Below are 19,210 nucleotides of genomic sequence, written 5' to 3'. Positions count from 1 at the left end.
GCTTCGGCGGGTTTTTTTTCGTCCGTTACACTGTTCGGTTTTCGTGCGCTGCGCTGTTCGTGCGCTGCGCTATTCGGGAGTGTATTTGGGCGCATTATCTACCCGCTTCGGCGGGTTTATTGTTTTACTTTCTGATTGTTTCGTTATCTTTAATACACGAACAGTGCGAAGCACGGACGAACAGCGCAGCGCACGAATAACGAACAACGAGGTTTCAGCGATGAAAAAACTCTTAACGCTTAGCTTGGCTTTGGCAGCGACAAGCGCCTTCGCCAACACCGACAACACCCTTCAGCTTGAAGACGTGTTTCAGCTCGAATACGCCAGTCAACCCACCATTCATCCAGACGGTGCCTATACCGTATTTGTGCGCAATTACATGGATATCATGAGCGACCGTCGCTTAGGTAATCTATGGCGCGTGGATAATAAAGGTGAGTTGCGCCCGCTAACCGGCGGTACCGCCAATGATCACTCACCTACCTGGTCACCTGATGGCAAAACATTAGCATTTGTATCGAACCGAACAGGTGCTAACCAAATCCATTTGTATTGGACGGACACGCGTGATCATGCGCCAGTTACACGCTTAACCGGCAGCCCAAGTAACCTAACTTGGTCACCAGATGGTAAATGGCTAGCGTTTACCATGTTTACCCCGAGCAGCAAGCCAGCACCGGTTAGCTTGCCGGGCAAGCCAAAAGGCGCGGAGTGGGCCGAGCCAGCGCGCTATATTGACAAAGACAACTATCGTTTTGATGGTGCGGGCTATGCGCCAGAAGGCTTCACACAAATTTACGTGATTCCAGCTAGTGGCGGTACGCCGCGCCAAATCACCCATGACGATTTCAATCACGGTGGCCAGTTGACGTGGACAGGTGATAGCCAGAATATTATTTTCTCAGCGAATCGTCGTGATGATGCCTTTGAGCAACCGAATAATTCTGAGCTCTATCAAGTTGCGCTAGAAAATGGCGAAATCAAGCAGCTTACCGACCGACTTGGCCCAGACCGTTCACCACAAGTTAGCCCTGACGGTAAAAAGCTCGCATGGTTGGGTTACGACGATAACTATAAGAGTTACCAGCTAACCCATTTGTATGTGATGGATTTGAACGGTAAAGATTCGCCAAAACTCATGACGACGGAGCTCGACTATTCAGTTGACGGCGTCAAATGGTCGGATGATAGCCGTGGTCTGTATTTTAGCTACGACAAAGAAGGTAAAGGCAATATTGTTTACCAGAGCTTAAGTGGTAGCCGTCGTGTTTTAACCGACGCAATGGGCGGCTTGAGCTACACCCGTCCGTATAGTGGCGGTGACTTTGACGTGAGCAAAAATGGTGATCTGGTATTCACCATGGCGAACCCCTATCGCCCAGCAGATTTAATGCTGCAAACGAGTAAAATCAAACGTAAGTTAACCGCGTTAAACGATGACGCATTGGCTCACAAAGAGCTCGGTCGTGTTGAGGAAATTTGGTATGACTCCAGTCAAGATGATTACAAAATCCAAGGTTGGATTGCGTATCCTCCGAACTTCGACCCAACCAAGAAATACCCACTGATTTTGGAAATTCACGGCGGTCCGCACACTGCGTATGCCGGTTCATTTGCTGCTGAAATCCAATTGATGGCCGCGAAAGGTTATGTGGTGCTGTACACCAATCCGCGCGGAAGCACCAGCTACGGTGAAAAATTTGCACAAGAAATTCATCACAACTACCCAAGCCAAGATTACAACGATTTGATGGATGGCGTTGACGCTGTCATCGAAAAAGGCTTTATCGATGAAGAACGTTTGTACGTTACCGGTGGCAGTGGTGGTGGTGTGCTGACAGCTTGGATTGTCGGTCATACCGACCGTTTCGCCGGTGCCGTCGTCGCCAAACCAGTAATAAACTGGTACAGCTTTGTGCTGACTGCCGATATGTACAATTACTTCACGAAGTATTGGTTCCCAGGCTTACCTTGGGAAAACCAAGAGCACTACATGAAGTATTCACCAATTAGTTACGTCGGCAACGTGAAAACACCGACCATGTTGTTAACCGGAGAGTCGGATTATCGCACGCCAATTTCAGAGTCTGAACAGTATTACCAAGCATTGAAATTAGCGGGTGTGGAAACAGCCATGGTGCGTATTCCAGATGCCCCTCATGGGATTGCTGGTCGTCCGTCAAACTTGATGTCGAAAGTGGCTTATATTCTGCATTGGTTTGAAGAGCACAAATAACCAAGAAGCAACGGTGATATATTACAAGCGCGGCGTTCGACGTCGCGCTTTTTTGTTATCAAAATACAAACCAACCTGATGCTTCAAGCGGCGCCAACCACTTTTGTGAACATCATGTCTGTTCTCGACGGCAAATATTTCACTGCCATGCTGGTGCGTGTTATCCACTGTGTAAGGCACCAACCCGAACGTTTGAATGCCAAGTTCAAACGACCACTGAAGATCAACGTCAACAGGTCTGAAAATCGGTGGACGCAAACGCAACAGCTGACGTGCGCCGGCATAACTAATTGCTTGAGCACAAGCCCCCATTGGTGGTTTGCGTCGATAATGAACCACGTTAAGTTGCCGATCGGATTCAATGATGTCGTACGGTTGATCTTTAAATGGCGCCGCGAGCTTGATCACATCCCATGCATTCTCAAAGGCTGCAATACGTTGCGGAACCTCAGCGAATAGGGCGTTAAAATTGATATCGTCCTCAAGCACAATGCCGAAATCTAGGCTTTCATCAACGATGCGTTGCCAAGCCTTGACATGAGAGAGATAACAACCAATTTCTCCGCGTGTTAGACGATAGTGGAAATACTTATCTGCAAGAGTTTTCGAAAATGCAGCATCAATCTCTGAGTCGGTGAGGGATTTGCCGTAAACGGCATCAATGCGCTCATAGGGAAGTTGAAGCTTGTCGAGTTGCTGTGAAACATGCTGCCAACGTTCAGTTGAATGTGCCAAGTTAATGATAAATATTTTGAATTTAGGCTGAACAGGCTGTTTCACACTACCCCCTCATGACATTTAACTACTCATTTTTTGACTTGTCTTGCTGGTGCTTTTGACGATAATGCATTTCATAAAGTTTCGCTTCGGTTAAGAAAAAATGAAATGCGTCGATGTTTGCCTTGATAAACCCTCGCCAGCCCGACCAAATCATCTGCCTGCCGAGGTAGAACTTCAAGAACATTAACGGAAATATTACTAACAAGCGCGGCAGACTGCATGGACGGCCTTGCTCCATACGTTGTTCAGCTTTGAGCTTAGAATATTTATTGAGTTTGTCCATGTAGCCGTGGGCTGTGTCATAACCATAATGCTTGAGATAAATCGGCAAATAAGCCGTTGGCTCGTCCACATGAATATGTTCGTGAACTAAAACCGACGTATCCATGCGGCTACGATCTTTTCGATATACGCGACGGTATTTGTGGTGACGTGCTTTGGTTAGGCTATGTCCCATAAAAATGTCATCGTGATGAATCCAGATGCCATTAATATCACCTTCAGCAATGCGCTCTCGAATCATCTGTAAGCCACCTTCCGGGAGTACTTCATCGCCATCGAGGTTCAGCACCCAATTGTGCGTACACTGCTCGATACCAAACGCTTTTTGCTTGGCATAACCCGGCCAGTCATTGTGCACAATACGCGCACCATGCTTCTTGGCGATTTCTAACGTACCATCCGTAGAACCCGAATCGATGACTACAATCTCTTCGACACCACGCACGCTCTCCAACACCTCGTCTAAATGCTTAGCTTCATTGAGGGTGATCACAAATACACTTAGTGGCGGGTAGGGCTTACTCATCAAATGCTCTCTTTTGTTGGTATCATCATTCGTGTCGATGATAGGATATCGAACAGACATTGACACAATAATACAAAGGTTAGCCCATAAATGACAGCACAGGCACTCAGCTGGAGCGACCTGCTCGGCGATGAAAAGACGCAACCTTACTTTCTCGAACTCATGCAACGGGTGCAAGCTGAGCGCGATGCGGGCAAGCAAATTTACCCACCAAGCGATCAGGTATTTCAAGCGTTTAAGCTCACGGCATTGGCTGATTTAAACGTGGTGATACTCGGACAAGATCCATACCATGGGCCGGGGCAAGCGCATGGGTTATGCTTCTCGGTGCCAGATGGCGTGAAACACCCGCCGTCATTGCGCAATATTTTCAAAGCGATTCAACACGATTATCCTGATTTTCAAATACCGGAGTCAGGTAATCTCGAGCATTGGGCACAGCAAGGTGTGTTGTTGTTGAATACCGTATTAACAGTCGAGCAAGGCAAAGCCCATTCGCATGCTAGTTGGGGTTGGGAAACGTTTACCGATAAGGTGGTGGAACAAATCAATCAGCATTGTCAGGGCGTCGTGTTCTTGCTGTGGGGCGCGCATGCGCAGAAGAAGGGCGCATTGATTGATCGCAAGCGCCATCATGTTTTAGAAACGGTACACCCGTCGCCTTTGTCAGCGCATCGAGGTTTTCTAACCGCCGGTCACTTCCGCCACACCAACGACCTACTCACGCAGCAGGGCAAAGGCGTTATTCGTTATTAGTTACTCGTTATTGGTTATACGAAGTTTTGTTTAGGTTTTCCGAATAACGAATAACGAACAGCGAGTAACGAATTTACAGGTCTAATTCATCGAGTTCGGCGTCGAATTCGAAATCAATATCTTGGAGTTCGTCGCGTAATCGATACTTTTCTTTGAGCATCTCAATTTCACGCCACTTTCGCGGGGCTGCTTTCTTGCTAGACTTAGATTCAACTTGCTTTAGCTCTTCTGAATGATCCATTGGATCCTCCGGCTTTTATTATGTTGTTGTTCTAATCAATCGCCTGTTTTTTGCATAGCGCAACAACCTTATAACACGAGCTGTTTGAAAAGTGAACACTTGCGTAGCTGCCTGATTCTGCGTATAATCCGCGCCCACAAAATTGTTCTTTCACAGCACAGGTAATTGGTATGCATCCGATGTTAAACATAGCGGTGCGCGCAGCGCGTGCGGCCGGCAAAATTTTAGTCAAAAACTTTGGCGTAGAAGTTGACCTTAACGTTCAAACAAAAAGCCAAAACGATTTCGTCACTGAAATCGACAAAGCGGCTGAAAGTGCCATCATTCGCACCATTCAAAAAGCCTACCCAGATCACTCTTTCTTAGCTGAAGAAAGCGGTGAAGTGGTTGGCAAAGATAGCGACCATCAGTGGATTATTGACCCACTCGACGGCACCACCAATTACCTGCGCGGTATTCCTCACTTCGCCGTTTCAATTGCCTATTTATTCAAAGGTGTTGTGCATGCAGCCGTCATTTATGACCCGCTACGCGAAGAGCTATTCACGGCCACCAAAGGCCAAGGCGCTCAGCTTAACGGCAAGCGTTTACGCGTGACCAAACAACGCGACCTCAACGGTGCTTTATTAGCAACCGGCTTTCCATTTAAACGCAAAGACATGACCAAAGATTATTTGGCGGTATTCGCATCGCTATTCGAGCACACTGCCGACATGCGTCGCGACGGCTCAGCCGCATTAGATCTTGCATATGTTGCCAACGGTCGTATCGACGGTTTCTGGGAATTCAGCCTGAAGCCGTGGGATATCGCCGCCGGTCAACTGATCGTGCGCGAAGCAGGCGGTATCGTGACTGACTTCGCGGGCGGTCATAGCTTTATGCGCAGTGGTCACGTGGTTGCGGGTAATCCGAAAGTGGTGCAGCACTTGTTAACCAAAGCCCGCCCGCACTTACCTGAATCACTTCGTTAAGAGCAAAAACGATATTAGCACTTGGATATTAGATATTAGCGCTGTGATAGGCTTTTTCTAATATCCAATATCGAATAGCTAATATCGAAGTTGGGGTTTAAGTCATGCTGGAAAAAATTCGAATTGTGCTAGTCAACACCAGCCACACCGGTAACATCGGTTCCGTGGCTCGCGCCATGAAAACCATGGGGCTAAGCGAACTTTATCTCGTCGACCCAGTGCAGGAGCCGGATAGTCATGCATCGGCACTCGCCGCTGGCGCGACCGATGTGTTGTATAACGCGAAGGTCGTAAGCACGCTAAGCGAAGCAATTGCGGATTGCGGTTTAGTGGTAGGTACCAGTGCGCGTAACCGAACATTAGATTGGCCATTGTTGGGCCCGCGAGAAGCGGCCGCCAAAGTGCTAGCGGAAGCGCCGAATTATCCGGTGGCGATGGTGTTTGGCCGCGAAAGCAGTGGCTTAACCAACGAAGAATTGCAGCAGTGCACACACCATGTGCACATTCCATCGAATCCTGATTACAGCTCGTTGAACCTTGCCATGGCGGTGCAAACGCTGGCGTACGAAGTGCGGATGCAATTTTTAGAAGCCGACACGCAACCAGACCGTGAGCAAAGTGAGTACCCACTCGCTGAAGATCTGGAGCGCTTTTATGTGCACCTTGAAGAAACCTTGGGTGAAACGGGCTTTATCATCAAAAACCACCCCGGTCAGGTGATGGCAAAGCTGCGTCGATTGTTTAATCGGGCGCGCCCAGAATCAGCGGAACTCAATATCCTGCGCGGCATCCTGACTTCAATCGACAAGAAAATAAAGTAGCCCGGCGTTCCACGCCGGGACGCCGCAGGCGGTAATTGTCTGGTCATAAATATGACCTGATAACAGGCAATAATTTACGAACATCGCCTGATAACAGGCAATAATTTACGAACATCGCCTGATAACAGGCAATAATTTACGAACATCGCCTGATAACAGGCAATAACATACAAACATCGCCTGATAACAGGCAATAACGGCGCTGCGCGCCACCCGGCGTGAAACGCCGGGCTACGGTATTAGCGACTTTGTCGCTAATACTTGACTAAAACACTCGGGAATGGCAAAATTGTGGCCTAACTAAATGGAGGCAACACCGCTATGCGCTTAACCTCAAAAGGCCGTTACGCCGTTACCGCGATGATTGATGTCGCGCTACATACAGAACAAGGTCCAGTACCGTTGGCGGATATATCTGAACGCCAAGGTATTTCACTGAGTTATCTTGAACAATTATTTGCGCGCTTGCGTAAACAAGGTCTGGTAAGCAGTGTGCGCGGACCAGGTGGCGGTTATCGTTTAGGCTTAGAAGCCCATCAAATTTCAATTAGTGCAGTCATTCAAGCGGTGGATGAAAGCATTGATGCCACGCGCTGCCAAGGTAAAGGCGGCTGCCAAGGCGGAAGTCGGTGTCTGACGCACTCGTTGTGGACCGACTTGAGTGAACGTATCGAAGATTTTCTGGCTAACATCACGTTGGCAGAGCTGGTCAAGCAAGAAGACATTGCGCAAGTGGCCTTACGTCAAAACAAGATAATTTCCGACCAGAAAAAACGCGAAAACCAAATTGCATTGAGCCAGTAAGCAGTCTGGCAAGAGGAGTAGCTTGATGAAATTACCGATTTATTTTGATTATGCAGCAACCACACCGGTTGATCCGCGTGTTGCTGAGAAAATGATGCAGTTTCTGACCCCAGACGGGCAGTTCGGTAACCCAGCATCGCGCTCGCATCGCTTCGGTTGGCAAGCTGAAGAGGCGGTTGATATTGCCCGTAATCAAGTCGCAGAACTCATCAACGCAGACCCGCGTGAAATCGTATTCACCTCAGGTGCGACTGAATCTGACAACCTTGCGATTAAAGGTGCAGCAGAGTTCTACAGCAAAAAAGGTAAGCACATCATTACCATTAAAACCGAGCACAAAGCGGTACTTGATACCTGCCGTCAAATGGAACGCGAAGGTTTTGAAGTCACTTATCTAGATGTGCAAGAAGACGGTTTGATTAACATCGACGCATTCAAAGCCGCATTGCGTGAAGACACGGTGCTGGTAAGCGTGATGCACGTTAACAACGAAATCGGCGTGATTCAAGATATCGAAACCATCGGTAACTTGTGTCGCGCAAACAAAACCGTATTCCACGTTGATGGCGCACAAAGCTGCGGCAAAATCGATGTCGACATGGAAAAATTACCTGTCGATTTATTCAGTATCTCAGCGCACAAAATGTATGGCCCGAAAGGTATCGGTGCGTTGTACGTGCGTCGTAAGCCACGGGTGCGCTTGAATGCGCAAATGCACGGTGGCGGTCATGAGCGTGGTATGCGTTCAGGCACATTAGCGACACACCAAATTGTTGGCTTCGGTGAAGCAGCACGCATTGCGAAAGAAGAGATGGCTGCCGAAAGCGAGCGTTTCAGAATGCTCCACGACCGTTTATGGAACGGTGTAAAAGATATCGAAGAAGTATATGTGAACGGCAACCAAGAACATGCGGTGCCGCACATTTTCAACATCAGCTTTAACTTCGTTGAAGGCGAGAGCTTGATCATGGCATTGAAAGACTTAGCGGTATCATCAGGTTCTGCCTGTACCTCAGCAAGTCTTGAGCCGTCGTACGTATTACGTGCGTTAGGGCGCAACGATGAGTTAGCGCACAGCTCAATTCGCTTTAGCTTCGGTCGTTTCACCACCGAGGAAGAAGTGGATTACGCCATTAAGCAAATTAATAATTCAATTGGTCGTCTACGCGACATGTCACCCCTTTGGGAAATGTACAAAGACGGCGTCGACCTAACCAAGGTCGAATGGGTGGCACACTAAAAGAGGTAACACGGTATGGCATATAGCGAAAAAGTAATCGACCATTATGAGAACCCGCGTAACGTAGGCGCGTTCGACAAAAACGACCCGTCAATTGCAACCGGTATGGTTGGCGCACCAGCTTGTGGTGACGTGATGAAATTGCAATTGAAAATTAACGACGAAGGCATCATTGAAGATGCGAAATTCAAAACCTACGGCTGTGGTTCTGCAATCGCTTCAAGCTCGCTGGTCACCGAATGGGTGAAGGGTAAGTCTATTGCTGAAGCTGAGCAATTGAAGAACACGCAAATTGCTGAAGAGTTAGCGTTGCCGCCAGTGAAGATTCACTGCTCAATCTTGGCAGAAGACGCAATCAAAGCAGCAATCGCTGACTACAAAAAGAAACACGCAGGTTAATTGGGTTCACAAATGGCAATTACCATAACTGAAGCGGCGGCGCAGCGCGCTCGTTCGTTTCTGGAACAACGCGGCAAAGGCGTGGGTATACGGTTAGGTGTTAAAACCACCGGCTGCTCTGGCCTCGCTTACGTGATGGAGTTCGTTGACGAGGTTGACGATACCGACACGATCATTGAAGACAAAGGTGTCAACATTGTCATCGATGGCAAAAGCCTCGTTTATCTTGATGGCACTGAAATCGACTTCGTCAAAGAAGGCCTGAACGAAGGTTTCGAATTCCGTAATCCTAACGCCAAAGGCGAGTGCGGTTGCGGTGAGAGCTTCAACGTATAACAGGTAAAAAATGAATCATTTTGAACTGTTTGATATGCCCGCCGCATTCAATTTGGATGCGGCGGAATTACAACAGCGCTACCGAAAATTACAGCAAACATTGCATCCCGATCGCTTCGCCAACGGCAGCGAACGTGACAAGTTGATGGCGGTGCAACGCACCGCACAGCTGAACGATGCCTATCAAACCCTGCGCTCACCGTTATCCCGCGCAGAATACTTGCTGGAATTACGCGGTCTCGAACTCGCGCATGAGCAAACCACATTGCAAGATCCTGAGTTTCTCATGGCGCAAATGGAGTGGCGCGAACGCATCGCCGAAGTCGACGATTGGGAATCACTTGATGCCGCCTACAAAGACTTGCAAGAGCAAATGCGCGATTTGCAAAGTGAGCTAGAGCAGCAGTTAAACAGCGACGACAATGAGAATGCGGCGAATTCGGTGCGTAAGTTGAAGTTTATGCACAAGCTGCACCACGAACTCGAACAGATTGAAGAGCGAATTCGATATTAGCTATTAGATATTAGATCTGATGTTTAGCGCTTTTTCTAATATCCAATATCTAATAGCTAATATCGCTCTTGTAATTTAAAAAGAGGTTTTAAATGGCTTTACTACAAATTGCGGAGCCGGGCCAAAGCACCGCCCCCCACCAACATCGACTTGCCGCCGGCATCGACCTAGGCACCACCAACTCATTGGTTGCCAGCGTTCGCAGTGGCGAAGCCAAAGTGTTGCGTGACGAGCAAGACCGCGCCATTTTACCGTCCGTTGTTTATTACGGTGCCGATGAAGTATTGACTGGGCACGAAGCACTGGCGAAGCATGCTGACAAAAGCATTGAAACCGAAAACACCATCGTTTCTGTGAAACGTTTTATCGGCCGTACGATTGCCGATGTGCAAAAGAATTTCTCGAATTTACCGTATCGTATGAGCGAGACGGACAACGGTGTACCCGTATTCCACACTGCTGCTGGTGAAAAAAATGCCGTTGAAGTATCAGCCGATATCTTGCGCACTTTAGCCGCGCGTGCCGAAGCTTCATTAGGCGGTGAACTGACGGGCGTCGTTATCACCGTCCCAGCCTATTTTGATGATGCACAACGTCAAAGCACCAAAGATGCAGCGCAATTAGCTGGTTTAAAAGTATTACGTTTATTAAATGAGCCGACCGCAGCCGCTGTCGCTTATGGCTTAGATTCTGGCCGCGAAGGTCTGATTGCCGTGTACGATTTAGGCGGCGGTACCTTCGATATTTCTATTCTGCGCCTGCAAGGCGGTGTGTTCGAAGTATTAGCAACCGGCGGTGACAGTGCCCTTGGTGGCGACGACTTTGACCAACTCATTGTCAATTGGCTCAAGCAAGAGTGGCAACTACCCGACAACGTCGACGCCCGCACCGAACGCGACCTCGTCAACGCTGCCAAAGCCGCAAAAGAGCAATTGACGGACGTAGCCCGGCGTTCCACGCCGGGTGGTGCGCAGCACCGTGAATCTCGAATAGATGCAGAAGGTTCGCCGGGTGGTGAAGCCGTCAATATCGAACCAGTCAACGGTGTTGAATCGAAGGCAGCCATTGCATTGTCTGTTGAAAAATTTAACGAGCTCATCGAGCCATTAGTGCGTCGCACACTAGCAGCTTGCCGTCGCGCGCTAAAAGATGCCGACGTCAGTGCCGATGAAATCCTCGATGTCGTCATGGTCGGCGGCTCAACCCGCGTGCCACGTATTCGTGAAGCGGTTGGCGAGTTCTTTGGACGTGAGCCATTAACCTCCATCGACCCGGACCAAGTTGTGGCAATTGGTGCCGCAGTGCAAGCCGATATCTTAGCTGGCAATAAGCCAGACTCAGACATGCTGTTACTCGATGTGATTCCGTTATCACTCGGTCTTGAAACCATGGGCGGCTTGGTCGAAAAAGTTGTGGCGCGCAACACCACAATCCCAGTGGCAAAAGCACAAGAATTCACCACGTTTAAAGATGGCCAAACCGCCATGATGATCCACGTGGTACAGGGCGAACGTGAGTTAGTCGATGATTGCCGAAGCTTGGCCCGTTTCGTCTTAACCGACATTCCTCCGATGGCAGCGGGCGCAGCACATATTCGGGTAACGTTCCAAGTGGACGCCGACGGTTTGCTAAGCGTTACCGCGATGGAAAAATCGAGCGGCGTTACCGCATCGGTACAGGTTAAACCTTCTTATGGCTTAGGCGATGATGACATCACCAAAATGATTCAATCATCGATGACCAACGCCAAAGAAGACATGGCGGCGCGTATGTTGCGCGAACAGCAAGTGGAAGCCGACCGCGTGTTGGAAGCATTGAGCAGTGCATTAGCCGCAGATGGTGCCTTGTTAAGCGACAGCGAGCGTCGTGCATTGGATGATGCTATGGAAGCTTTACGTATTGCCCGCAACGGTACTGACACCGACGCCATTGAAAAAGCTATTGAAGCCGTCGATAAAGCCAGCGATGATTTCGCAGCCCGCCGCATGGACGAGAGCATTCGTAAAGCCCTCTCCGGCAGCAAAGTCGACGAACTGTAGTGCCGTAGCCCGGCGTTTTACGCCGGGTGGTGCGAAGCACCGTTATAACCGAATTCAAAGCCAATGCTAATTCACCGACACTGCAGGAAAATTTTAGATTAACGGCACGATGTGCCACCCGGCGTAGAACGCCGGGCTACAAGAGGTTGCTTTTATGCCGAAGATTATTTTTTTACCGCACGAAGAATTATGTCCAGAAGGCGCAGCCATTGAGGCCGCCGACGGCGAAACCGTACTAGACGTTGCGTTACGCAACGGCATCGGCATCGAACATGCCTGCGAGAAAGTGTGCGCCTGCACCACCTGTCACGTTTACATTCGTGAAGGCATGGATTCGTTGAATGAAATCGAAGAAAACGAAGACGATATGCTGGACAAAGCCTGGGGCCTCGATCCAGATTCACGCTTAAGCTGCCAAGCGCGCGTGGACGGCGAAGATCTTGTAGTTGAAATACCCAAGTACAGCATTAACCACGCCAAAGAAAATCACTAAGTAAGTGGGGTGCAGTCCAAGGACTGCACCCCTCCTGCCGCTCAAAACTTGCACGATTTTAATTTATCCACCATAATTCATTTATTAGCTATTTATCGATGATATTTGGTGGTTTATGAATTCAGAGCAATTCCTGCAATCCGTCGGTGAGTTGATCAAGAAGCACCGCACGCAAACTATGGATCAAGAAGAGTTCGCTAAGCGCTTGGGCTGTGGCGTGAATACCATTTACCGAATGGAAAACGGGCAGGGCGTGAATGCAATGACGCTCGTATCTGCGCTTGAATTACTCGGCTTGCTGGGAGAATTCACTGATGTGGTTGATGAGCAACTCGCGCAAGTAGTCGATGCGCCAGAGCGCAAGCGTCGTAAACCGATCGAGGACTTCTCCAATGATTTCTGAAGCCTACGTGTTTATTGAAGGCTTGGAGGAAGAGCCAGTCATCTGCGCGAAGTTTCGTTATGACGTGACGCGTAAAGTAGGCCAATTGCGTTACGGAAAGTCATATTTAGCACGCAAGGATGCATTCCCGCTTGATCCCATTCACTTGCCACTAAGCCAAGAGATTTTTACCACCAAACTCAACAAAGGTATCTTCGGTGTATTAAGTGACGCCGGCGCCGATGCTTGGGGGCGCAAACTCATCTTGCAATTACGCCGAACCAAGCCACAAAACGAGCTCGAGTTCTTGATAGCCGGTGCCACGATGGGTGTCGGTGCAATAAGCTTTAGTTTGTCGCGTAGCAAAGCAAAGGCGAAGCAATCTCGTAATACGTTGGCAGATTTAGACTTATTGCTACGTGGTAAAAAAGCGATTCTGAATGCTGAAGACGTCAGTATTGAAGTAAAAAAAGCATTTCAATTCGGCGATTCAATGGGCGGAGCCCGGCCTAAAACACTATTGGTAGATAACAATCAGACGTATTTATTGAAGTTTAATAGAGCTGATGATCTTTATAATGTGGCTCGAGTTGAGTACGCCACCATGCAGATGCTAGCAGAGCTCGATGGTGTTCGCACTGCTGACGTGCGGTTGCTTGAAGGTGAAGAAGATGTGCTGATGGTAAAGCGTTTCGATCGACGACTGGATGGCGAGAGCGAATCAGTATCGCATCACTTCATTAGTGCAAACTCGCTATTGATGGACGACCATGTCAACGAGGCAGCATTACGCAGTTGGTATTCCTATGGCGCGCTCGCAGAATTATTGCGTAAGCACAGTGCGTCAGCAGACGACGCCCCGGAGTTATTCAAGCGCATGGTATTTAACGTGCTGATTGGTAATACCGACGACCATGCACGAAATCATGCCATGTTGTGGCATTTACAAGAGCGTCACTGGCGCTTGGCGCCGGCGTATGACGTTCTCCCCATTAGCAATAGCAAAGAGCATGGTTTTGGAATCGGTGATGACGGGCGTGCCGGCACGGTGGAAAACGTATTATCGCAGTCGCGTCGTTTTGGCCTACAGCCATATAAAGCTCGGGCGGTTGTGAAAGAGGTACAAGAGTTAGTCGCAGAATGGCAGGTTTACTTCAAACACCACGGCGTGGGTGCGGGCGACATCGAAATCCTGCGCAGTATTATTAAATAGGAGAGGTGCAGTCCAAGGACTGCACCCCTCCTTTTCATCCAAATTAGCCGTCGAGCTTTTCGGCAAAAGTACGTTTGAATTTCGCCAATTTCGGATGCACGACCGCCTGGCAATAAGCGTTTTCAGGATTACGTTCCACGTAATTCTCGTGATATTCCTCGGCCGGCCAAAACTTCTCGAGCGGCTCAATGGTCGTCACAATCGGCGCATCCCACGTTTGCTCTCGTTCCATTTCAGCAATAATTTCTTCTGCTAAACGCTTTTGCTCGTCAGTTTGATAGAAGATCGAGGTGCGATATTGCGTACCGACATCGTTTCCTTGTCGGTTCACCTGCGTCGGATCATGCAACGCAAAGAAGATTTCGTAAACTTCACGCACACTCAGCGCGGTCGGGTCAAAAGTAATTTGAACCACTTCAGCGTGACCCGTATCACCTTTACAGACTTCTTCGTAAGTCGGTTCCGCTTTATGACCACCAGCGTAACCGGACTGAACTTTGAGTACGCCACGAACTTGCTTGAAGGCGCCTTCAAGGCACCAAAAGCAACCACCGCCTAATGTAATTTGCTGCGTCATAACTACCTCATTAAATTATATGGACGTCTAGATGCCCACACTTTACGCCCGTTCCACCCAAAGCGCAAGAGGAGGGGTGCAGTCCTTGGAGTGCACCCCTCCTTTCTCTAAATAGGCACGTGCCAAGTGAGAACCCACAAATCTAAACCGTCGTTCGGGCGATTAATATCAGCTTGCGAATAGTGCGAATAGCCAAAACTCAAGCGCGCCTTACTGATTGGATCATACTGCCACGCCAGTGCAATTCGATCTTCAAACTGAAATGAAATCGACAACTCGCGGTCTGAAATCCGCTGATCATCAAGCAGTGACACACCAATTCCAGCTTCCAATAGCAGCGGCTGTGAACCAGCGGTCAGCGACCACTGCAAAACAGGACTAAAAGTCACCGCATTGATACGATCATGCGAGTTGCGCGAATTGACCCATGTATTGACCGCCGCTTCCCAATGTACCCGCGGTGAACCAATCAAATCGAACCAACTTTGCGGCAAAAATTTCGGGCCATCGGTCCAACGATAGCCTGCGCGCAAACCATTGAGATGCTCGGTTGAGTAGCTCACCGCCAGATGCGCCTCATCGGCATGTGCCTTAGGAACAATCGCCGCCATCAAGACAACCCCAAAAAACAACAAACCAAATGCAATATTTTGTATTTTTTTCATACGCCTACATCCTTACAACAAGCGCTAAAAACTCTATCCAACACAAGGCGATATTTTACATACATGCACGAATGTATGTAAGAGTTCGTATAACTCGAAAATTCGATTACCTTGTTCGAAAAAGTAAAAGGAGGGGTGCAGTCCAAGGACTGCACCCCTCCTTTCGCTTGTCATACGTTTTATGTATAATCCGCGCGACTAAAATTTTGACCCTTTTATATTTAACTTCGATTGGAGAAAATCATGGCTTTAGAGCGCACTTTATCAATCATCAAGCCAGACGCAGTTGGCAAAAACGTCATCGGCGCTATCTACAACCGCTTTGAAACTGCGGGTTTCCGTATCGTTGCAGCGAAAATGATGCACTTGAGCACCGAGCAAGCAGAAGGCTTCTACGCTGAACACAAAGAGCGTCCTTTCTTCCGCGCTTTGGTTGACTTCATGACTTCTGGCCCAATCATGGTGCAAGTACTTGAAGGCGAAGACGCAGTAAAACGTCACCGCGACATCATGGGTGCAACGAACCCAGCTGACGCATTGGCAGGAACTTTGCGCGCAGACTATGCTGTATCTATTGATGAGAATGCGGTTCACGGTTCTGACGCGTTAGAATCAGCGGCTCGCGAAATTGCATACTTCTTCACTGAAGAAGAACTCTGCGCCCGCACTCGCTAAGAACAAAAAGCTCAAAGGCTCGGCAGGCCGAGCCTTTGAGATATTAGCTATTCGATATTAGATATTAGCCCTGATGTTTCAGCTTTTTCTAATATCCAATATCTAATATCCAATATCTAATATCTAATATCTTATATCGCCTTAAGGTTTTATATGAATGCTGTAGACAAAAAAGTGAACTTACTCGACTTGAACCGCGAAGGTATGCGCGCGTTCTTCAAAGAGTTGGGTGAAAAACCATTTCGCGCCGATCAGGTGATGAAGTGGGTGTATCACTATTGCGTCGACGACTTCGATCAAATGACCAACCTCAACAAGGTTCTAAGAGAGAAGCTCAAGCAGGTTGCCGAAATTCGTGCGCCTGAAGTACGCATGCAGCAGCAATCATCGGACGGCACCATTAAGTTCGCGATGACCTTATTTGATGGTCAGGATGTGGAAACCGTCTGGATTCCGGATCGTGACCGTGCGACCTTGTGCGTGAGCTCACAGGTAGGTTGTGCACTCGAGTGCACGTTCTGTTCGACCGCACAACAAGGCTTTAACCGTAACCTCAAAGTAGCGGAAATTATCGGTCAAGTTTGGCGCGTCAACAAATTGCTTGGAGCCTTTGGCGACACTGGCGTGAAAGCCGTGACGAACGTGGTGATGATGGGCATGGGTGAACCATTGCTCAACTTGAACAACGTGGTGCCAGCGATGGACTTGATGCTGGATGACAATGCTTTTGGATTGTCCAAGCGTCGCGTCACGCTGAGTACCTCAGGTGTGGTGCCAGCGCTTTACAAGCTGAAAGAAGAAATTGATGTGGCCTTAGCAATTTCACTCCACGCACCAAACGATGAGCTGCGTAACGAAATTGTACCCATCAATAAAAAGTACAACATTCAAGAATTCCTAAAAGCCAGCCGCGATTACATTGACGGTAGCAAAGCCAACAAGAACATCACCATCGAATACGTAATGCTCGATCACATCAATGACTCCATGGAGCAGGCAGCCGAGCTTGCCGAGCTGTTGAAAGACACACCGTGCAAAATCAACCTGATTCCGTTTAATCCATTCCCAGGTTCAGACTATGGTCGTTCGAGCAATTCACGTATCGATCGATTCGCCAAAGTGCTGATGGAAAAAGGCTACATTGTGGTGGTTCGTCGCACCCGTGGCGACGACATTGACGCTGCTTGTGGTCAGTTAGTGGGAGATGTGATTGACCGCACCAAACGCATCTTGAAAAAGCAACAAGCGCAACGCGGTGGCGACGGGATTCAAGTCAAAGCCGTTTAAACGTCCGCAAAACCCCTACTTAAGACAAACTTAACACGCCTTTGACGCCGCACAGCTTGATCTGCCGCTGATAAAGGTTAAGATAGCTTTCTTTACAGGGGGATTTACATGCGGATACTACTGCTTGTGCTGTTTACTGTGCTCGCAACAACCGGTTGCGTCAGTCAGCGCACTGTCGATGGCAAGCAACAACCAGCTCAACAGTTCAATGCCGAAGAAGCGTCACGAACTCGGCTCGCGTTGGGCTTGCAGTATTTGCGCAGTGGCAACTTCGAACAAGCGAAAGCCAATTTAGAGCGCGCCCGCGAATATACTCCCGATAACGCCGACGTTTATACCGGCCTTGCGTATTACTATCAGCAAGTACGTGACTTCAAAAGCGCCGAAGCGCACTACCGTAAAGCTATTGATTTAAAACCGAAAGATGGTGACAACTACAACAATTTAGGCGTGTTGTTATGTGGTCAGCAGCGCTACAATGATGCCGACCAAATGTTTCGCAAAGCCGTCGCGCAACCAGGCTATGTCAAGGTTGCCAGCACCTACGAGAACGCTGCTCGTTGTGCTGCCGAGCAGGGCGATATGGCCAACGCGGATAGATATTATGAATTGGCGCTAAATCACAGCGGTGGTGGCGTCACCATATTAGAGAATTACGCTACTTTGTTAATGCAGCAAAAGCGCTACGACAAAGCGGCAACCATGATCGAGCGTCGCAGTAATTACCCCCAGTTATCGGCACAGTATCTATGGTTAGAAGTGCAGTTAGCCCATGTCCAGAACCAGAAGAATAAACGACAACAGTTTGGCGATCTGCTTGTGCAGCGCTTTCCTGCATCGCAGCAAGCGACTGATTATCTAAAACTTATTAAATAGCGATACCCCATGGCACAAGATAAAGACTTATTTGATGAAAATAGCGAAGAACAGGCTGCGCCACAGCCGGAGCCATATACCGGCGAAACACCGGGGCAAATGTTCCGTGAAGCGCGCGAAGCGAAAGGCTTAACTACGCAGCAAGTGGCCGATAATCTGCGGTTACGCAAGGTCGTGGTTGAGTATATGGAAGCCGACGAATACGACAAATTATCGTCGCCAACGTACGTGCGTGGCTATTTGCGCTCGCTTAGTAAGGCACTGGATGTCAACGAAGCGCGCGTGTTCGAGGCTTACAGCAAAATGGGCTTTGGTGAGGTAGCGCCAAGTACGATTACCATGCAAAGCTTCTCTAAGCGCAAAGTGCGTGAGCGCAACGATAATCGTTTGATGCTCATTAGCTATTTGATTATCGCGATTGTGATTGCCATGGCAGTGGTGTGGTGGTGGCAAGACAGCAACGCCGGCGACATGTTTGCCAACGCGAATGGCAGCAGTAATAACGGCACAAGTCAGCAAATCACCGAGCGTGAACCAATGCGTCGCACCGAAGAACAAGTACGCGAACAATTGCAGACCACTTCAGAGCCAGAACCGGTTCGCACAGCTGATGATGCTGGTAACACTGATACCAATAGTCAAGCTGACAATACGGCGGATACCAACAGCCCAGTCGTCACCGCAGTCGATAACGAACAAGAATCGCCAGTGGTGACCGAAGAGCCGGAGCCAACCTCGCGTTCTACCCCAACATCGAATGCCGATGATGAACCAGAAGTCGTCGCCGACACCAGCCGTGAAGCGCCCGTTGTAAGCGAAAATGTTGCTGCGAATCAAGCTAGCTTAATCATGGAATTCAGCGGCGCCTGCTGGATTAAAGTCACCGACGGCACCGGTACCGATATCGCCATTGGTGTCAAAGAAGCCGGCTACAGAATGCCGCTGACGGGCGAGCCTCCATTTGATATCATTTTATGCAAACCAGAATTCGTCGAATTGACGTATAATGGTGAACCGGTTGATTTGAGCAACTATCGCCGCAACCGCAGCGTCACCATGACTCTTGAGTAAGAACAACTATGATATTAGCTATTGGA

General features: G+C 48.9%; 22 protein-coding genes. 17 read left to right on the top strand and 5 right to left on the bottom strand.

What is annotated here, in order from left to right:
• Nucleotides 1–220 precede the first annotated feature (220 nt).
• Complete coding sequence (locus BM292_RS06020) at nt 221–2,236, top strand: S9 family peptidase (RefSeq protein ID WP_092856317.1); 2,016 nt, start codon at nt 221–223, stop codon at nt 2,234–2,236.
• Nucleotides 2,237–2,257: 21 nt separating this feature from the next.
• Here BM292_RS06020 and BM292_RS06015 read toward each other — a convergent pair whose 3' ends face one another.
• Complete coding sequence (locus BM292_RS06015) at nt 2,258–3,016, bottom strand: glycosyltransferase family 25 protein (RefSeq protein ID WP_092856315.1); 759 nt, start codon at nt 3,014–3,016, stop codon at nt 2,258–2,260.
• 22 nt (nt 3,017–3,038) lie between these two features.
• Nucleotides 3,039–3,824: a glycosyltransferase family 2 protein gene (locus BM292_RS06010; protein WP_177203788.1), complete on the bottom strand. Its 786-nt coding sequence runs from the start codon at nt 3,822–3,824 to the stop codon at nt 3,039–3,041.
• Nucleotides 3,825–3,914: 90 nt separating this feature from the next.
• Here BM292_RS06010 and ung point away from each other — a divergent pair, with 90 nt between their 5' ends.
• Complete coding sequence (ung, locus tag BM292_RS06005; protein WP_092856311.1) at nt 3,915–4,580, top strand: uracil-DNA glycosylase; 666 nt, start codon at nt 3,915–3,917, stop codon at nt 4,578–4,580.
• 73 nt (nt 4,581–4,653) lie between these two features.
• Here the strand turns inward: ung and BM292_RS06000 are convergent, their stop codons facing one another.
• Complete coding sequence (locus tag BM292_RS06000; protein WP_092856309.1) at nt 4,654–4,821, bottom strand: DUF3545 family protein; 168 nt, start codon at nt 4,819–4,821, stop codon at nt 4,654–4,656.
• A gap of 170 nt (nt 4,822–4,991) precedes the next feature.
• Between BM292_RS06000 and suhB the strand changes: the two genes are divergently transcribed.
• From suhB to BM292_RS05945, 11 genes are all read left to right on the top strand, one after another.
• On the top strand, nt 4,992–5,792 hold the full coding sequence (suhB, locus tag BM292_RS05995) for an inositol-1-monophosphatase (RefSeq protein ID WP_092856307.1): 801 nt from the start codon (nt 4,992–4,994) through the stop codon (nt 5,790–5,792).
• 104 nt (nt 5,793–5,896) lie between these two features.
• Entirely contained in the window at nt 5,897–6,613 is a 717-nt protein-coding gene (gene trmJ / locus BM292_RS05990; protein ID WP_092856305.1) for a tRNA (cytosine(32)/uridine(32)-2'-O)-methyltransferase TrmJ, read from the top strand.
• 321 nt (nt 6,614–6,934) lie between these two features.
• The gene (iscR, locus tag BM292_RS05985) at nt 6,935–7,417 is read left to right on the top strand and encodes a Fe-S cluster assembly transcriptional regulator IscR (protein WP_092856303.1); all 483 of its coding nucleotides are present in this window, start codon (nt 6,935–6,937) and stop codon (nt 7,415–7,417) included.
• A gap of 25 nt (nt 7,418–7,442) precedes the next feature.
• On the top strand, nt 7,443–8,657 hold the full coding sequence (locus BM292_RS05980; protein WP_092856301.1) for an IscS subfamily cysteine desulfurase: 1,215 nt from the start codon (nt 7,443–7,445) through the stop codon (nt 8,655–8,657).
• Nucleotides 8,658–8,672: 15 nt separating this feature from the next.
• On the top strand, nt 8,673–9,056 hold the full coding sequence (iscU, locus tag BM292_RS05975) for a Fe-S cluster assembly scaffold IscU (RefSeq protein WP_092856299.1): 384 nt from the start codon (nt 8,673–8,675) through the stop codon (nt 9,054–9,056).
• A 12-nt stretch (nt 9,057–9,068) separates the two neighbouring features.
• The gene (iscA, locus tag BM292_RS05970; protein ID WP_092856297.1) at nt 9,069–9,392 is read left to right on the top strand and encodes an iron-sulfur cluster assembly protein IscA; all 324 of its coding nucleotides are present in this window, start codon (nt 9,069–9,071) and stop codon (nt 9,390–9,392) included.
• A 10-nt stretch (nt 9,393–9,402) separates the two neighbouring features.
• A complete protein-coding gene (hscB, locus tag BM292_RS05965) occupies nt 9,403–9,906 on the top strand; it encodes a co-chaperone HscB (RefSeq protein ID WP_092856294.1) in 504 nt (167 codons plus the stop codon).
• Between the two features lie 92 nt (nt 9,907–9,998).
• A complete protein-coding gene (gene hscA / locus BM292_RS05960; protein ID WP_092856292.1) occupies nt 9,999–11,945 on the top strand; it encodes a molecular chaperone HscA in 1,947 nt (648 codons plus the stop codon).
• 154 nt (nt 11,946–12,099) lie between these two features.
• Complete coding sequence (gene fdx / locus BM292_RS05955) at nt 12,100–12,438, top strand: ISC system 2Fe-2S type ferredoxin (RefSeq protein WP_092856290.1); 339 nt, start codon at nt 12,100–12,102, stop codon at nt 12,436–12,438.
• 115 nt (nt 12,439–12,553) lie between these two features.
• A complete protein-coding gene (locus tag BM292_RS05950) occupies nt 12,554–12,841 on the top strand; it encodes a helix-turn-helix domain-containing protein (RefSeq protein ID WP_092856288.1) in 288 nt (95 codons plus the stop codon).
• A complete protein-coding gene (locus BM292_RS05945) occupies nt 12,831–14,033 on the top strand; it encodes a type II toxin-antitoxin system HipA family toxin (RefSeq protein ID WP_092856286.1) in 1,203 nt (400 codons plus the stop codon). The genes BM292_RS05950 and BM292_RS05945 overlap by 11 nt, the downstream gene beginning before the upstream one ends.
• Nucleotides 14,034–14,076: 43 nt before the next feature.
• On the opposite strand, the gene msrA is transcribed toward BM292_RS05945, so the two are convergent.
• A complete protein-coding gene (gene msrA / locus BM292_RS05940) occupies nt 14,077–14,610 on the bottom strand; it encodes a peptide-methionine (S)-S-oxide reductase MsrA (RefSeq protein WP_092856284.1) in 534 nt (177 codons plus the stop codon).
• Nucleotides 14,611–14,717: 107 nt separating this feature from the next.
• A complete protein-coding gene (locus tag BM292_RS05935) occupies nt 14,718–15,275 on the bottom strand; it encodes an acyloxyacyl hydrolase (protein ID WP_092856282.1) in 558 nt (185 codons plus the stop codon).
• Between the two features lie 243 nt (nt 15,276–15,518).
• On the opposite strand from BM292_RS05935, the gene ndk reads away from it, so the two are divergent.
• The 4 genes from ndk to BM292_RS05915 all read left to right on the top strand — a co-directional run bounded on the left by ndk (nt 15,519) and on the right by BM292_RS05915 (nt 19,184).
• Nucleotides 15,519–15,950 (top strand): nucleoside-diphosphate kinase, encoded by a 432-nt coding sequence (ndk, locus tag BM292_RS05930; protein WP_092856280.1) that lies wholly within the window; start codon nt 15,519–15,521, stop codon nt 15,948–15,950.
• Nucleotides 15,951–16,103: 153 nt separating this feature from the next.
• Nucleotides 16,104–17,237: a dual-specificity RNA methyltransferase RlmN gene (gene rlmN / locus BM292_RS05925; protein WP_092856278.1), complete on the top strand. Its 1,134-nt coding sequence runs from the start codon at nt 16,104–16,106 to the stop codon at nt 17,235–17,237.
• A 108-nt stretch (nt 17,238–17,345) separates the two neighbouring features.
• Nucleotides 17,346–18,113, top strand: a complete 768-nt coding sequence (gene pilW / locus BM292_RS05920) for a type IV pilus biogenesis/stability protein PilW (RefSeq protein ID WP_092856276.1) — start codon at nt 17,346–17,348, stop codon at nt 18,111–18,113.
• Between the two features lie 9 nt (nt 18,114–18,122).
• On the top strand, nt 18,123–19,184 hold the full coding sequence (locus BM292_RS05915) for a RodZ domain-containing protein (RefSeq protein ID WP_092856274.1): 1,062 nt from the start codon (nt 18,123–18,125) through the stop codon (nt 19,182–19,184).
• The last annotated feature ends 26 nt before the right edge of the window (nt 19,185–19,210 follow it).

Origin of the sequence: Pseudidiomarina tainanensis (genome assembly GCF_900115255.1) — a bacterium.
Lineage (GTDB): Bacteria > Pseudomonadota > Gammaproteobacteria > Enterobacterales > Alteromonadaceae > Pseudidiomarina > Pseudidiomarina tainanensis.
Note: the sequence above shows the minus strand (reverse complement) of the source record. Positions and strands in the feature narration are given on the sequence as shown.

Coding starts and splice junctions, on each gene's coding strand:
- hscA (WP_092856292.1), top strand. CDS start 9,999: ATGGCTTTACTACAAATTGCGGAGCCGGGCCAAAGCACCGCCCCCCAC.
- ung (WP_092856311.1), top strand. CDS start 3,915: ATGACAGCACAGGCACTCAGCTGGAGCGACCTGCTCGGCGATGAAAAG.
- iscA (WP_092856297.1), top strand. CDS start 9,069: ATGGCAATTACCATAACTGAAGCGGCGGCGCAGCGCGCTCGTTCGTTT.
- ndk (WP_092856280.1), top strand. CDS start 15,519: ATGGCTTTAGAGCGCACTTTATCAATCATCAAGCCAGACGCAGTTGGC.
- BM292_RS05935 (WP_092856282.1), bottom strand. CDS start 15,275: ATGAAAAAAATACAAAATATTGCATTTGGTTTGTTGTTTTTTGGGGTT.
- msrA (WP_092856284.1), bottom strand. CDS start 14,610: ATGACGCAGCAAATTACATTAGGCGGTGGTTGCTTTTGGTGCCTTGAA.
- rlmN (WP_092856278.1), top strand. CDS start 16,104: ATGAATGCTGTAGACAAAAAAGTGAACTTACTCGACTTGAACCGCGAA.
- BM292_RS06010 (WP_177203788.1), bottom strand. CDS start 3,824: ATGAGTAAGCCCTACCCGCCACTAAGTGTATTTGTGATCACCCTCAAT.
- BM292_RS06000 (WP_092856309.1), bottom strand. CDS start 4,821: ATGGATCATTCAGAAGAGCTAAAGCAAGTTGAATCTAAGTCTAGCAAG.
- iscR (WP_092856303.1), top strand. CDS start 6,935: ATGCGCTTAACCTCAAAAGGCCGTTACGCCGTTACCGCGATGATTGAT.
- trmJ (WP_092856305.1), top strand. CDS start 5,897: ATGCTGGAAAAAATTCGAATTGTGCTAGTCAACACCAGCCACACCGGT.
- BM292_RS05950 (WP_092856288.1), top strand. CDS start 12,554: ATGAATTCAGAGCAATTCCTGCAATCCGTCGGTGAGTTGATCAAGAAG.
- BM292_RS05915 (WP_092856274.1), top strand. CDS start 18,123: ATGGCACAAGATAAAGACTTATTTGATGAAAATAGCGAAGAACAGGCT.
- iscU (WP_092856299.1), top strand. CDS start 8,673: ATGGCATATAGCGAAAAAGTAATCGACCATTATGAGAACCCGCGTAAC.
- BM292_RS05980 (WP_092856301.1), top strand. CDS start 7,443: ATGAAATTACCGATTTATTTTGATTATGCAGCAACCACACCGGTTGAT.
- pilW (WP_092856276.1), top strand. CDS start 17,346: ATGCGGATACTACTGCTTGTGCTGTTTACTGTGCTCGCAACAACCGGT.
- hscB (WP_092856294.1), top strand. CDS start 9,403: ATGAATCATTTTGAACTGTTTGATATGCCCGCCGCATTCAATTTGGAT.
- fdx (WP_092856290.1), top strand. CDS start 12,100: ATGCCGAAGATTATTTTTTTACCGCACGAAGAATTATGTCCAGAAGGC.
- BM292_RS06020 (WP_092856317.1), top strand. CDS start 221: ATGAAAAAACTCTTAACGCTTAGCTTGGCTTTGGCAGCGACAAGCGCC.
- BM292_RS05945 (WP_092856286.1), top strand. CDS start 12,831: ATGATTTCTGAAGCCTACGTGTTTATTGAAGGCTTGGAGGAAGAGCCA.
- suhB (WP_092856307.1), top strand. CDS start 4,992: ATGCATCCGATGTTAAACATAGCGGTGCGCGCAGCGCGTGCGGCCGGC.